Genomic DNA, 13,853 nt, shown 5'->3' on the forward strand with positions numbered 1-13,853 from the left:
GCCAAAACTATTGTCGAGGTGTCAACGACTGGCAAAATAGTTCCGACCTGAGGCGGGTTATGAGCTTTTTAAAGGCGTGAAAACAAAAAAGCCCGCCGAACTAGCTGTTCGGCGGGCTTTCGTCGGAGTGGCAGGATTCGAACCTGCGACCTCCAGCACCCCATGCTGGCGCGATACCAGGCTACGCTACACCCCGAGCGTGGCGCCTTTCGGGAAGGCGGCCTTCACATTGTCCAAGAAAAAAGCCCTGGTATTAGCTTCTTTCTTATTGCGTAGTCGGGGTGGCAGGATTCGAACCTACGGCCTCTACGTCCCGAACGTAGCGCGCTACCGGGCTGCGCTACACCCCGATTCGGACAATGTGGGTGCAAATGTACGCAGGCAATTTGCAAACGTGCAACCCTTGGTAACTGATTTTTTTCAGCGGGTGCCACTACGCAGAATAGGCACGAAAGTTGGCGTAACGGGCGTTTGATGCACCGACGAGCTTGCCAACTGTCGCTGGCTCAAGCGCATCATGGCCAAAATCAGTATCTTTGAGTTCTGACACGCAGTCGTTTCCACCTATGAAAGCGTACGTCTACACCTTTATGTTTGTGGCGCTATCCAGTGCTGCCTTTGCTCAAAACAGCCCCACGGCCAAGCCCGCCCTTATCACTTCGGATAGCGTGCAGCAGCCTGTGGCCGGCCCTGGCATCACTTTCAATGTGGAGGCCAACCCCGTAAACAACACGCTGCGGGTGCGCACCAATGCCAAAGGCCCCATGCAGCTGGAAGTAAACGATGCCTCGGGCCACCCGGTGCTTACCAAAGCATTGTCGGTCAACGGTTCGGCCATTTCGGTGCCCTTGGGCAATTTGCCCGGCGGCTCGTACGTAGTGCGCTGCATGGTAGCCGACAAAACGTTTATGCGCCGCGTTACGCTCGGCCAGTAAGCCCTTGCTTTTACAGCGGGCTAGTACTTTAGCCTCCCGGCCGTGCTGGTCGGGAGGCTTTTCTGTTTTCACTTCTGCGCGCTTGCCGTGGCTACTTTGCTATCGTACTGGGAAAAACAAAGCTTTCTGCAGGGCTTTGATGTAGCTGTAGTGGGAGCGGGGCTAGTAGGCCTTACGGCAGCCATTTACACCAAGCGGCTGCGGCCCCGGGCCCGCGTGGTAGTGCTGGAGCGCGACGTGCTGCCCAATGGCGCCAGCACCAAAAATGCCGGTTTTGCGTGCTTTGGCAGCGTATCGGAGCTAATGGAGCAGGAGAAGCGCGGGGGCACGGCGGCGCTGCTATCGGTGGTGCAATACCGCTGGGAGGGGCTGCGCTTGTTGCGCGAGTTGCTCGGCGACGAAGCCATCGGCTACGAGCCCCTAGGTGGCTACGAGCTGTTTCGGGCGCAGGAGGCTGCCTTGGCCGCGCAGTGCCGCCAGCACCTAGGGTATTACAACGCGCTGCTGGCACCGATTATAGGCGAGGCCGAAGTCTTCCGGCCGGCCGACCACAAACTGGCCGGTTTTGGCTTTGCCGGTGTGCACGCCATGCTGGAAAACGTAGCCGAAGGCGCACTCGATACCGGCCGGATGATGCACGCGCTGCTACGGCTTGCCTGGCAAGAAGGCGTGGTGGTGCTGCACGGCGTGCCCGTTACCGCCATCGAAGGCGGCTCAGGGGTAGTGAAACTTCGAACGCCGCTGGCCGAGCTGGAGGCCGGGCAAGTGCTGCTGGCCACCAACGCATTCAGCCGCACGTTTTTCCCCGACCTCGACGTGGTACCCGGCCGCGGGCAAGTGCTCGTAACGGCGCCGGTGCCCGGGCTGCACTTACCTGGCACGTTTCACTACGACAAAGGCTATTACTACTTCCGGCCCGTGGCAGGCAACCGCCTATTGCTGGGCGGCGGCCGCAACCTCGACTTCGCCGCCGAAGCCACCACCGAGCCCGGCCTTACCTCCTTGGTGCAGCAGCACCTAGAGTTGCTGTTGCGCGAGGTAATCTTGCCCGGCCGCAACGTGGCAATAGAGCACCGCTGGAGCGGTGTAATGGGCTTCGGGCAGGAGTTGGAGCCGTTTATCGGTGAGCTGGCACCCGGTGTCTACGGTGCTTTGCGTTGCAACGGCATGGGCGTGGCCATGGGTGCCAGAAGCGGCCAACGCGCAGCGGAGCTGCTGAATGAATAACGAAGAAGGACGAAGGAACAGCAGCCTCCTTCTTCCTCGGTCATTAATCCTTACCTCATGCCTCTTCGCTTTGCAGTTGCCGCTCGTAGAGGGCGCGGTACAGGCCTTCTTGGTCGGCCATAAGCTCCTCGTGGGTGCCGTGCTGCACAATGCGGCCGTCGTCGAGCACCAGGATATGGTCGGCTAGCTTTACCGACGACACCCGGTGCGAAATGATGAGGCTGGTGCGGTTCTGCATAATGCGCTGCAGGCTACCCAGGATAACGTTTTCTGTTTTGGTATCAACAGCCGACAGCGCATCGTCCAGAATCAGAATGCTCGGCTCCTTAACCAACGCCCGCGCAATGCTGACGCGCTGTTTTTGGCCGCCCGATAGGGTAATGCCCCGCTCGCCTACCTTGGTCTCGAAGCCTTCCGGAAAGCGCATAATGTTCTCGTACACGTCGGCATCCTTGGCCGCTTGCACCATGCGTTCTTCCGAAAGCGCATCCAAGCCGAAACCAATGTTGTGGCCAATGGTATCGGAAAACAGAAATACATCCTGCGGCACGTAACCAATTTGGCTACGCAGCGAGGTGAGTGCATAGTCGCGCACATCTACCCCGTCGACCAAGATGCGGCCCGAGGTGACATCGTAGAGGCGGCAGAGCAGGTTGGCAATGGTGCTTTTGCCCGAGCCCGTGTTGCCAATTACGGCCAGCGTATGCCCCGGCTGAATGCGAAACGACACCCCGGTAAGCGCCTGAATGCCCGTGTCGGGATACACAAACGAGACGTTATCGAACACGATATCGCCCTGAATGTGCTGCGCGATGTTTTGGCGCGAAACAATATCGGTTTTCTGGTTCAGGAACTCGTTGATGCGGGCTTGCGAAGCCTCGGCCCTTTGCACCAACGACGAAGTCCAACCTAGGGCGGTTACCGGCCACGTCAGCAAGTTCACGTAAATCAGAAACTCGGCAATGGTGCCCGTGGTAATTGTGCCGCGGATTACCTCTTGTCCGCCAATCCACACCGTAACAATGGTGCTAACCCCAACCAAGAACAGGATCAGCGGGAAAAACAGCGAGTTAACGAAGTTCAGCTCCAGGGATTTGGCCCGGTAGGCATCGGAAGCGGTGGTGAAGTTCCGGTGCGAGTCTTGCTCGCGCACAAACGACTTCAGCACCCGAATGCCCGAAAACGCCTCTTGCACAAAGGTGGTCATGTTGGCCAGCGCCTTCTGAATCTCGTCCGACTTCTTTTCGATGAGGTTGTTGACGTAGAAAATGCTGATGCTCAGAATGGGAAGGGGCAGCAAAGTGAGCAAAGTCAGCTTCACGTTCACCATCAGCATCAGCGGCACAATCAGCAGAAACAGGATAACCAGCTGCATGAAGTACATAATGGCCGGCCCGATGTACATGCGCACGCGGCCTACGTCCTCGGAAATGCGCGACATCAGGTCGCCGGTGCTGTGGCGGCGGTAAAAGGAGAGGGGCAACGACTGGTAGTGCTGGTATATCTCGTTTTTCTGGTCGTTCTCGATCAGCCGCGACATCACGATCAGCGTTTGGCGCATGAAAAACAGAAACACGCCGCGCAGCAAGGCCAAGCCGATGATGAGCGCCCCGTACAGGATAATGTTGCGGCCGAACAGGCTGTACACGCCCTGTTGGGCTTGGGTGCCCCCGAAGAGGTGGTACAGGTCGATGCCTTCCTGCACCAAATCGAAAGCGTAGCGCACTACCTGCGCCGGAAATATGGCTAGCAGGGTGCTTAACGCCACAAACAGCACTCCACCTAGGAAGTGCCATTTGTAACGGACGAGGTATTTATCGGTAGCGCGGATGGCTTTCACGGGCGGGAGTATCGGGGCCGGGCTGACCCGTTTTTCGGGAGCATTCCCGGTGGGCTGAGTCGGAAAAACGGGTTACCTTTGCGGCCGGTTTCGGGGCGGTGGCCAAAGGTACTGCGTAGTGGGAAGTCAGTAGTCAGAAACCGGCCACGACTCCCTAGGTTCTACGCAACGTTTGGTCCGGCCACGGCGACCATGTGCCGTCTACCTACATCCTACCCATTCCCACAACGTTTTCCCCCATGGTTGAGATCCAAGCCCTGCCCGAGACCAGCATCTTTGGGCAAATTGCTGAGTTCCAGCACGAGCAAGTGGTGTTTTGCCACGACCACGAAACCGGACTCCGCGCCATCATCGGCATCCACAACACCGTGCTGGGCCCGGCCCTGGGTGGCACGCGCATGTGGCACTATGCCTCCGACGCCGAAGCCCTGAACGACGTGCTGCGCCTCTCGCGGGGCATGACCTACAAGGCCGCTATTTCGGGCCTGAACCTAGGGGGTGGCAAAGCCGTGATTATCGGCGACGCTAAAACGCAGAAAAACGAAGCGTTGCTGCGCAAGTTTGGCCGCTTTGTAAAGAACCTCAACGGCAAGTACATCACGGCCGAGGATGTGAACATGACCACCAAGGACATGGAGTACATCCGCATGGAAACCACGCACGTAGCCGGCCTGCCCGAATCGATGGGCGGCTCGGGCGACCCGTCGCCGGTCACGGCTTACGGCACCTACATGGGCATGAAGGCTGCCGCCAAGAAGGCATTCGGCTCGGATAGCCTCGTAGGCAAGCGCGTAGCCGTGCAGGGTGTGGGCCACGTGGGTACTTACCTGCTCGAGCACCTCACCAAAGAGGGCGCCGAAATTGTGCTGACCGATTACTACACGGAGCGCGCCGAGGAAGCCGGTGCCCGTTTCGGTGCCAAAGTGGTGGGCTTGGATGAAATCTACGACCAAGACGTGGACATCTACTCGCCCTGCGCCCTAGGTGCCACCCTCAACGACGACACTATCGGCCGCCTGAAGTGCGCCGTGGTAGCAGGCTGCGCCAACAACCAGCTCAAGGACGAAAACGTGCACGGCCCGGCGCTGGTGGAGCGCGGCATCATCTACGCCCCCGACTTCCTGATCAACGCCGGTGGCCTGATCAACGTGTACTCGGAAGTGGTAGGCAGCAGCCGCCAAGGTGCGCTGAACCAAACCGAGAAGATTTACGATTACACCCTCCAGGTACTGGAGAAAGCCGCCAAAGAGGGTTCGCACCCCCAAGCCGCGGCCGTTCGCCAGGCCGAACAGCGCATTGCTGCCATCGGTCGGGTGAAATCGACGTACTAAAGTTTAGGAGTTGGGGAGTTTGTGAGTTTAGGAGTTGTTGTTCAGGACTTCTGGGCTACGACTTCGCCAACTCGTAAACTCCCCAACTCGCAAACTCATTAACTCCTTCCGTTTTGCTTAACCGCCGTACGCTTCGCATCAAAGTCATGCAGGCCCTTTATGCCTACGATCAGGCAATTGGGTCCGATTTTTTATTGGCTCTGGACCGCATCAGCGAAGCTTTTCAGCCCGACCTGAACTCCATGGTACCGCAAGACCGGCGCCTGCTGCAAGGGCAGCAGAAGCTGGCTGAAGCTGGTTTTCGGGAGTGGCACAAGGCCGGCGGTACTGCTGAGCCCGAAGAACTCGACAACCAGGAGGTAAACGACGCCATCCGCGACGCTGTTAAGTACTATCAGAAGCAGGTTCAGAAAGAAAACCAATTCTACCTGAACCAGATGCTCCACGCCACGGAGAGCATCCACGATCAGTACATTCACCTGCTGAACCTGCCGGCAGCCCTGCTGCAGGTGCTGGAGGAGGAGCGTAGCCGCGAAGCCCGCCGGTTTACGGCCGCCACCGACCGCCTCGATACCACGCGCCTCGAGCAAAACCCGGTGCTGCAAAAGCTTGCCGCCAACAAGCAACTGCAGGAGCTAACCATCCGCCGCACCCTGCAATGGGCTGGCGAAGACGAGATGGAAGCCCTGCGCCAGGCCTGGCGCAACGAAATGCGCAACGACACCGAGCTGCGCAGCTACTTTGAAGCGCCAGCCGGCGACGAAGGTGTCCGTGATTACGGCGCCGAGCAGGAAATCCTCAAGCACATCTACAAGACGTACGTGTTCAAGGGGGAGGCTATTCCGGCGCTGCTGGAAGAGCAAGACCTGAACTGGGAGGAGAACCGCTCCATCGTGAAGAATCTGGTGGTGAAGACGATGAAGATGCTGGAAGAAGGCACCGACGAGAACATGGAACTTCTGTCGTTGTCGGCCAACTGGCAGGAAGACAAGGAGTTTGCCGAAACGCTGTACAAGCAAACCCTCGCCGACGACGCCCGCTACGAGCAACTCATTTCGGGTGCCGTGCAAAACTGGGACGTGGAGCGCGTGGCCCTGCTCGACAAGATCATCCTGAAGATGGCCCTGTGCGAAATGCATCTGTTCCGCTCCATTCCGGTGAAGGTGACCATCAACGAGTACATCGAAATCAGCAAACTCTACAGCACGCCCAAAAGCAAGCAGTTTATCAACGGTATTCTGGATAAATTGGCGCAAGACCTGATGGCCAGCGGCGCCATCCGTAAGTCGGGCCGCGGCCTGCTGGACAACCAGTAAGACCTAGGCAACCCCGGCAACGGCGCCTGCGTTGAGCCCCTCAGAAACCGTTCTGTTTTCCGCACTTTCCCTTCTCTCCCTACCGCTCCCGCCCCATGGCTAGCAAAACCACTACCGGCATTTTGTGCTTTGCCACCGGCGCCCTAGCCGGCGCTACTATCGGCCTTTTGTTTGCGCCCGAAAAGGGCCGCGAAACGCGTAGCTGGCTTAGCTACAAGCTCGAGAAGTACCGCGAAGTGCTGGCCGACCTAACGGAGAACTTGGTTACCAGCCGCGTCGACGAAGGTCCGTCGTCGGCCCGGGCCGAGGGGCAGCGCGTAATCCGCGACGCGAAAGACAAAGCCGAGCAACTGCTGGGCGACGTTGATCAGCTCATCAACCAAATCAACTCGCGCCGCACCGTTTAACACGCTTCGCCGAAAACCGATGTGCTGATGTGCTGCCGAATGAAATGTGCTGAGGAGATACCTAGGCGCAGTCATCGTGAGCACATCGGCACATTCTCATATCCGCACATTCATTCGTCATGCATACTATCACCCTCATTCCTGGCGACGGCATCGGCCCCGAAATAACCCGTGCCGTGCAGGACATTTTCGCTGCCGCGCAAGTGCCCGTGCAGTGGGAAGAACAAAACGCTGGCCAGACCACCTACGACCAATCGGGTGAGTTGATTCCGCAAGCCCTGCTCGAGTCGCTCGAGCGCAACTGCGTGGCCCTGAAAGGCCCCATTACTACTCCGGTAGGCAAGGGCTTTCGCTCCATCAACGTAACGCTGCGCCAGAAGTACGACCTGTACCAAAACCTGCGCCCCGCCAAAACCACCGAAGGCGTACCTACGCGCTACTCGGGCGTTGACATTGTGCTGTTCCGCGAGAACACCGAAGGCCTGTACTCGGGCCTAGAAGTATACGACGAGCCCCGCGGCATTGCCGACTCGTTTAACCGCATTTCGGTAGAGGGCTCGCGCAAGATTTGCCGTGCGGCTTTTGCCTACGCTGCCAAGCACGGCCGCAAAAAGGTAACGCTGGCCCACAAAGCCAACATCTTGAAAATGGCCGGCAAGCTAATGCTGGATGCCGCGCAGGAAGCTTCGCGCGAGTTCCCGCAAATTCAGTTCGAGGACAAGATCATCGACAACATGTGCATGCAGCTCGTGACCAAGCCCGAGCAGTTTGACGTGATTGTGACCACCAACCTGTTTGGCGACATCCTGTCGGACCTATGCGCTGGCTTGGTGGGCGGCCTAGGTGTGGTAGCCGGCGCCAACATCGGCGACGACATGGCCATCTTCGAAGCGGTGCACGGCTCGGCCCCCGACATTGCTGGCAAAGGCATTGCCAACCCTACCGCTTTGCTGCGCTCGGCTTTGCTGATGCTGGAGCACCTAGGCGAGAAGGAGTATGCTACGCGCATCGAAACGGCCCTGAACGAAACGCTGCGCCACAAGGAGCAGTGCACCGGCGACCTAGGCGGCCCGGCCACCACGCAGCAGTTTGCCCAAAACGTAATCAACAACCTGCGCTAACCCGCTGGCGGTTGTATATTTGACGGAAAGCCAGCCGCGCCGCCGCTGTATGGCGGCGCGGTTTTTTCCATCTTCCCGATTTCATGAAACGCACCCTGTTTTCGACCCTGCTGGTAACTGGCCTGCTCTTTACGGGCGCTTGCAACCAGCAAAAAACCGAGGTAGGCGAAGCCGGCATGAACGTGGCCGCCACCCAAGCTGCCGATGCCGCCAACCCTACGGTAGACAACCCCAACGTAGCGGCCGAAACGGAAGCGCCGAACCCGAACGCGCCGGTGATGACGTTTGCCGAGCCCGAGCACGACTTCGGCACCATTCAGCCCAACTCCGTGGTGAAACACACCTTTGAGTTCACCAACACGGGCAAAACGCCGCTGCTGATCGACAACGCGCAGGCCTCGTGCGGCTGCACGGTGCCCAGCTGGCCCAAAGACCCGGTAGCCCCGGGCCAGAAAGGCAAGATTGAAGTTCAATTTGATGCCCACGGCAAAACGGGCATGCAAAACAAGCAAATCACCATCACGGCCAACACCCAGCCGAGCACCACGCAGCTCACCATCAAAGGCAATATTTTGCCCGATGGCGCCAACGGACCGGTTCGGCAGTAATTGCTAGGTCGCGAAAAAAGGCCTGCGGCAACCGCCGCAGGCCTTTTTTATTGTAAACTTGTCTTTCTTCAACCATTTCCCTTCCGCCGTGCTTCTCACGCTCTTGTTGCAAGCCTCCGCCGCTACGGGCCCGTTGCAGTACCTGTTTCCGCTGCTGCTGCTGGCCGTATTTTACTTCTTCATGATTCGGCCGCAGCAAAAGCGCGCAGCCGAGGCGCGCAAACTGCGCGAAGGCCTAAGCAAAGGTTCGCAGGTGGTAACCATCGGGGGCCTGCACGGCCGCGTGGTAGAGCTCAGCGACGACAAGGTGGTGCTGGAAGTGGACAAAGGCACGCGTCTGACCTTCGACCGCAGCGCCGTAGCGCGGCAGCTGAACGCCGGCAAGTCGGGCGAGGCCGCCTCCTAGGCTGTTGTACCCCTAATTTTTTCGAACACGCGCCATGCCGCTTCAAACCGCTCGTTCGCTGGCCCGCTGGTTTGTCCGGCCGCTTTCCGAGCCGGAGCGTAGTTTTTGGCGTGTGGTAACCAGCTGTTTTTTGGCGGCCGTAACGCTGTGGCTGCTCAACGCGCTCAACAAAACCTACACCACGCGCGTGAGCTACCCCTTGCAGTGGCGCTACAACGAAGCGGAGTTTATTCCGGTGCGGCCGCTTACCGAAAGCATAGCGGTGCAGGTAACCGGGCGTGGCTGGAAGCTGCTGCGCATCACGCTGGGGCTCGACATTCGGCCCGCCGAGGTGTTGGTGCGCCGCCCGGGCGGCGCCGGTGCCGTGCCCGGTACGGCGCTGCGCGGGGGCCTCATCGGTGCCATGGACGGGCTGCAACTCAACGCAGTACTGACCGATACTGTTTACTTCGAGTTCGATCGGTTGATTACGCGGCGGCTCCCACTGCGCCTTAGCCCCGACGCTACCGGCGAGGCGCTGCCGTTCGACGCTAAGTTTGCCCCGGCGAGCATCACGTTTAAAGGCCCCGCCAACACCGTAAACGCCCTGCCCAACCCATACCCGGTGCACTTGCCGCAAGCCCCTGCCGGCAGCACCGACGGCAGCATTCGGGTGCCGGTGGGCGGCCCAGCCTTGGTACAAACCGATGTGCAAGAAGTGCAAGTGAAGCTGCAGCCCCGGCAAGTGCTGACGCGCACCATCATTGCCGAGCCGCAGCTGCGCCACTTCCCGGCCGATAGCACCGTGAAATTGTGGCCGGCGCAAGTACCCGTGGAGGTGCAGTTCTTCCCCGAAGACTCGGTCAAGCTCAATCCCAGCCAAGTGCAGGTATTTGCCGACTACCGCCAGCTACGCGAAGACGACTCCACGGTGCAGCTGTCGTTGCGCCCGTTGCCGGTGATTATTCGGGGCGCGCGCATTGGCGTAACCACCGTGCGGGTGCTGTCGGGCGCAAAATACAAAGCGGTACCTAAGCCCTAGCGTATGCTGAAAGTTGGAATAACAGGCGGCATTGGCTCAGGCAAATCAGTGGTGTGCCGGCTGTTTGCCCTGCTGGGCGTGCCCGTGTACGACGCCGATACCCGCGCCAAGTGGGTAATGCACCACGACGCGGTGTTGCGCAACAACCTGCTTGTGGCTTTCGGCCCGGAGGTGTACGCGCCCACAGGCGAGCTGAACCGGACGTATTTGGCCGGCCTGGCTTTCAGCAACCCCGAAAAGCTTGCCCACCTCAACGGCTTGGTGCACCCGCGCGTGGGCCACGACTTTGCGCAATGGGCCGCCGCACAGCAGCAGGCCGGCCACCCTTACATCCTGAAAGAAGCCGCCCTGATGTTCGAGTCGGGCTCGTGGCAGCAACTCGATAAAGTTATCACCGTGTACGCACCGCAGGAACTGCGGCAGCAGCGCGTGCTGCGCCGCGATGCGCACCGCACGTTGGCCGATGTAACGGCCATCATCGGGAAGCAGCTGAGCGAAGAAGAAAAGTTGCAGCGGGCGGACTTCGTCATTTACAACAACGACGATCAACTGGTGTTGCCGCAGGTGCTGGGTTTGCATCAGCATCTGCTCAGCCTAGCTACGGCACCCGTAGCACCCGCAACGCGGTAATCCCATCGGCGGTTATCCGGTGCACGGTGGTAGCGGGCGGTAGCGCGCGCGACGGCGGCGACAACCGTTCCGTGGTAAGCAAGTATTGGGCTTCGGCGGGGCTGCTGAGGACGATTCGTTCGCGCTCGGCGGGGCGCAAAAGCAGCCGGGCGTTGTAGAGCGGCATAAAGTGCGGCCCGCTCACGCGCAAAGGCCCGGAAGCGTGTTGCTGCAGAAGCCACTCCAGCCCTTGCCGGTACGACACGCCCCAGTAGTCGCGCTCAAATTGCTGCGCTGCTACTGCGTTGGGAATAGAGAAATAGAGCTGCTGCTGCGGATGCGCACGCATCAAATAGGCCATGGGCGGCAGCAGTAAACCCGCGGCAAGCAGGCCCGCCACCGTTGCGGCGCGCCTAGGTGCCCAGCGTGTAAGTACCGCCAACAGCATCCGAAAGCCGCCCACCATCAGCAAAACCATGGGTGGGTACACAAAATACAGGTGGCGCCATCCGTCGTAAATGACAGAATGAAAGATTATTACAGAAATAATCGGCCCGAAAAGCCATGCCGTTATCAGCAAATCGAAACGCGCTGCCGGTGGTACGGCCCAGCGCCGGATGCAATGCCAAGCGCCACATACGGCTTGTAGCAACCCCAGCAACGCCAAGGCCACAAACGGCAGGGGCGTGGTTACTGCAATCCACACCGGGGCGTAGTGCCAAGGCAGCTGCCGCGCCGAAATCAGCTCGCCTAGGTAAAAGTTGTGCAACGTGGAGCGGTAGCGGCTAAACGAGCGAAAGGCCGCCATAAAATTGGCGAACGGTGCCTCCCAAAGAAATGGCCAGCCCACCACCGTAAAAGCAGCCATGAGCGGAAAGTAAGCTACCAACGCCACCAAAAGCGCGCGCCGGCGAGTGGGCTCTTGCCAAGCTTCGAGCAGCCCGAAACCTAGGGTTAGGGCCGGTAGCAGCACGCCCATGGTGCGCACATCGATGGCAAAGGCCGTAGCGGCCGCGTGCAAAAGCACACGTACTGCGGTAGGCCGTTGCAGCAGGCGCCACAACGTGAGGATGCTCAGGGTAAATACCGAGGCGAACACGACATCCTTGTAGTTGATAAACGCTTCGGCGAAAAAGCGGGGTGTGAGTACCAGCAACGAGGCCGCCAGCAGGCCGGCCCGCCAATCGGCAAAGCGTGCGCGCGCCAAGCCGTAGAGCCCTGCCGCGCCGGCTACGAAGAACAGGAAGTTGACTAGGTGGCGCAGCAGGTAAATGGCGCGTTGGTCGTGCGCTCCAAGCAGGCGCTCCAAGGGCAGCAAGAGCAGCTGATAAGCCACTCCGTGGTCGGCATCGGGCGCATCAGTCAAGGCGGGTATCACGCGGTAATTAGGCTCTTGCCGCGCCAACGCACCTAGGCCCAGCCGCTCGGCCACGTACTTGGCGTTGATAATGCCGTTGATGCGCTCCGTCGATTCATCCCACCCAATGCCGTAGTCGGGGTGCAACACCAGGCCTAACGCCAGCAGCGCTCCAAAAAACAACGGCACTACCCAGCGACGCGCCGAGTCGGATGAAAAATCGAGCATAGCAACCACTTAAACTGCCGCAACAGGGCCGCGCAAAGGTAGCTTAGCCGGGTGCAGTGTTACTTTGTGTTTTTCCTGCCTGTTATGCTGCGTCGTTTGCCCCGTGCCTTTTGGGTGGTTGCCCTGATGCTGTTTGCCCTACGCCTGGGGCTGCTGTGGCACAACAACCCGGGGCTTGAGCTGAACTGGGACGAAGTGCGCAACGCCCGCATTGCCGATAACTGGTTGCAGGGCAAAGGGTACGTCAGTTTCGATCAGGTACGGCAGCAACTGCGCCCCGACGCTTTTCATGCCACCTTTCCGGTGTGGGTGTACGCTGCATGGGCCTGGGTAGGGTTGCCGCGGTATTATTTGGTTGCGCTCCTGATGCTGCCCATGGCTGCGGGCGGCGTGGTTACGTGGCTGTACGCCCAGCGCATTTTGCGCTGGTACCAATTGCCACCGCGCTGGGCGTGGCTTGGCGGCGGAGCGCTAGCCTTGTACCCCTCGGTGCTGTGGTACGTGGGCGCCTGGTTTTGGTACGAAAACCTGTGTTTGCCGGCCTTGGTGTGGGTTACTCACCAACTGCTGCGCCTGCAGGCCGGCCGGCCGTTGCCAGCTGCCAAAGCATTGTTGCTGGCGTTGGTAGTAGTGGTTTCGTGTTTGCTGCGCGGTTATTTGCTGGCCTTGTATGGGCTGATGTTTGCCTGGGTGCTGTGGCGCGGCTACCGGGCCGGGCCGGCCCTGCTGCGCCGCGTGTGGCGCCCGGCGCTGCTCACGCTCGTGCTAACAGTAGGGCTGCACCTGCCCATCCTCGTAAAAAACCAACGGCTTTTCGGCGCATACATACTTAGCACCCAAGCCGGCTTCGAGTTGCTACAGGGCCACAACTCCGCTACCGAAGGCAAATTCATGTTCAACTGGGACGAAGCCGATAAGCCGTTTGGTCGGTGGGTGCAGCAATCCATTCCCAACCTGCTTGCCCTTGATCAATACCAGGAAAGCCAGGCACGAGCCCGGTTGGCCCGCCAATGGGTAGCGGCGCACCCCGCCCACGAGTTGCGGCTGTTGGGGCGCAAGCTGTTGGTATTTTTCAGCCCCGAAAACTTTGTGGCCGATGCTTACCGCACCGCTGCTAACCCCATAACCGCCGCGGTACACCTAGGCTTTCTGCTGAGCTTGTTGCTCACGGCCGTGGGCTGGCGCGGGCTGCGCTTTCGGGCGGCCGATGTTTTGTTGCTTACGCCGTTTGCCGTGGTGCTGCTGCTGAGCCTGGTGTTTTTTGTGGGCTACCGCTGGCGTTTGTTTGCCGAGCCGGCATTTGTGCTATTTCCGCTTATCACAATCTGGCGGCTCGGGCAGGCCCCTGCGGCAAAACAACCACCGAGCACCTAGGCGGCAATGGCGTGAGCGTGCCGCCAAATTTTGCATCGTTGCCGCCAACTCAACTGCTAGCCTACGCCTGCGT

The 13,853-nt window shown here is 59.7% G+C and carries 13 protein-coding genes and 2 tRNA genes; 11 read left to right on the plus strand and 4 right to left on the minus strand.

The window, feature by feature from the left end; all coding sequences use genetic code 11:
* Positions 1-122 precede the first annotated feature (122 nt).
* Positions 123-196: transfer RNA gene (locus tag D3Y59_RS13925), tRNA-Pro, on the minus strand.
* An 80-nt stretch (positions 197-276) separates the two neighbouring features.
* Positions 277-350 (minus strand) — tRNA-Pro (locus D3Y59_RS13930).
* A gap of 216 nt (positions 351-566) precedes the next feature.
* Between D3Y59_RS13930 and D3Y59_RS13935 the strand changes: the two genes are divergently transcribed.
* Positions 567-935, plus strand: coding sequence for a T9SS type A sorting domain-containing protein (locus D3Y59_RS13935; RefSeq protein WP_119445594.1), 369 nt, complete (start codon positions 567-569; stop codon positions 933-935).
* Positions 936-1,022: 87 nt separating this feature from the next.
* Entirely contained in the window at positions 1,023-2,162 is a 1,140-nt protein-coding gene (locus D3Y59_RS13940; protein ID WP_240410377.1) for an NAD(P)/FAD-dependent oxidoreductase, read from the plus strand.
* Between the two features lie 55 nt (positions 2,163-2,217).
* Here D3Y59_RS13940 and D3Y59_RS13945 read toward each other — a convergent pair whose 3' ends face one another.
* Positions 2,218-4,002, minus strand: a complete 1,785-nt coding sequence (locus D3Y59_RS13945; RefSeq protein WP_119445595.1) for an ABC transporter ATP-binding protein — start codon at positions 4,000-4,002, stop codon at positions 2,218-2,220.
* Between the two features lie 239 nt (positions 4,003-4,241).
* On the opposite strand from D3Y59_RS13945, the gene D3Y59_RS13950 reads away from it, so the two are divergent.
* The 8 genes from D3Y59_RS13950 (at position 4,242) to coaE (ending at position 10,842) form a co-directional block, all read left to right on the plus strand.
* On the plus strand, positions 4,242-5,333 hold the full coding sequence (locus tag D3Y59_RS13950; protein ID WP_119445596.1) for a Glu/Leu/Phe/Val dehydrogenase dimerization domain-containing protein: 1,092 nt from the start codon (positions 4,242-4,244) through the stop codon (positions 5,331-5,333).
* 113 nt (positions 5,334-5,446) lie between these two features.
* A complete protein-coding gene (gene nusB / locus D3Y59_RS13955; protein ID WP_119445597.1) occupies positions 5,447-6,649 on the plus strand; it encodes a transcription antitermination factor NusB in 1,203 nt (400 codons plus the stop codon).
* Between the two features lie 95 nt (positions 6,650-6,744).
* Positions 6,745-7,056: a YtxH domain-containing protein gene (locus tag D3Y59_RS13960; RefSeq protein WP_119445598.1), complete on the plus strand. Its 312-nt coding sequence runs from the start codon at positions 6,745-6,747 to the stop codon at positions 7,054-7,056.
* Between the two features lie 119 nt (positions 7,057-7,175).
* Entirely contained in the window at positions 7,176-8,177 is a 1,002-nt protein-coding gene (locus tag D3Y59_RS13965; RefSeq protein WP_119445599.1) for an isocitrate/isopropylmalate dehydrogenase family protein, read from the plus strand.
* 83 nt (positions 8,178-8,260) lie between these two features.
* On the plus strand, positions 8,261-8,785 hold the full coding sequence (locus D3Y59_RS13970; protein ID WP_119445600.1) for a DUF1573 domain-containing protein: 525 nt from the start codon (positions 8,261-8,263) through the stop codon (positions 8,783-8,785).
* An 88-nt stretch (positions 8,786-8,873) separates the two neighbouring features.
* Positions 8,874-9,191: a preprotein translocase subunit YajC gene (gene yajC, locus D3Y59_RS13975; protein ID WP_119446485.1), complete on the plus strand. Its 318-nt coding sequence runs from the start codon at positions 8,874-8,876 to the stop codon at positions 9,189-9,191.
* 34 nt (positions 9,192-9,225) lie between these two features.
* Positions 9,226-10,212 carry a YbbR-like domain-containing protein gene (locus D3Y59_RS13980; protein WP_119445601.1) on the plus strand — a complete coding sequence of 329 codons (987 nt, stop codon included), beginning with the start codon at positions 9,226-9,228 and terminating at the stop codon, positions 10,210-10,212.
* A 3-nt stretch (positions 10,213-10,215) separates the two neighbouring features.
* The gene (coaE, locus tag D3Y59_RS13985) at positions 10,216-10,842 is read left to right on the plus strand and encodes a dephospho-CoA kinase (RefSeq protein WP_119445602.1); all 627 of its coding nucleotides are present in this window, start codon (positions 10,216-10,218) and stop codon (positions 10,840-10,842) included.
* On the opposite strand, the gene D3Y59_RS13990 is transcribed toward coaE, so the two are convergent.
* The gene (locus tag D3Y59_RS13990; RefSeq protein WP_119445603.1) at positions 10,811-12,406 is read right to left on the minus strand and encodes an ArnT family glycosyltransferase; all 1,596 of its coding nucleotides are present in this window, start codon (positions 12,404-12,406) and stop codon (positions 10,811-10,813) included. The two genes, coaE and D3Y59_RS13990, sit on opposite strands and share 32 nt — an antisense overlap.
* Positions 12,407-12,490: 84 nt before the next feature.
* Between D3Y59_RS13990 and D3Y59_RS13995 the strand changes: the two genes are divergently transcribed.
* Positions 12,491-13,780 (plus strand): hypothetical protein, encoded by a 1,290-nt coding sequence (locus tag D3Y59_RS13995; protein WP_119445604.1) that lies wholly within the window; start codon positions 12,491-12,493, stop codon positions 13,778-13,780.
* Positions 13,781-13,853: the final 73 nt, after the last annotated feature.

It is taken from the genome of Hymenobacter oligotrophus, from assembly GCF_003574965.1.
Lineage (GTDB): Bacteria > Bacteroidota > Bacteroidia > Cytophagales > Hymenobacteraceae > Solirubrum > Solirubrum oligotrophum.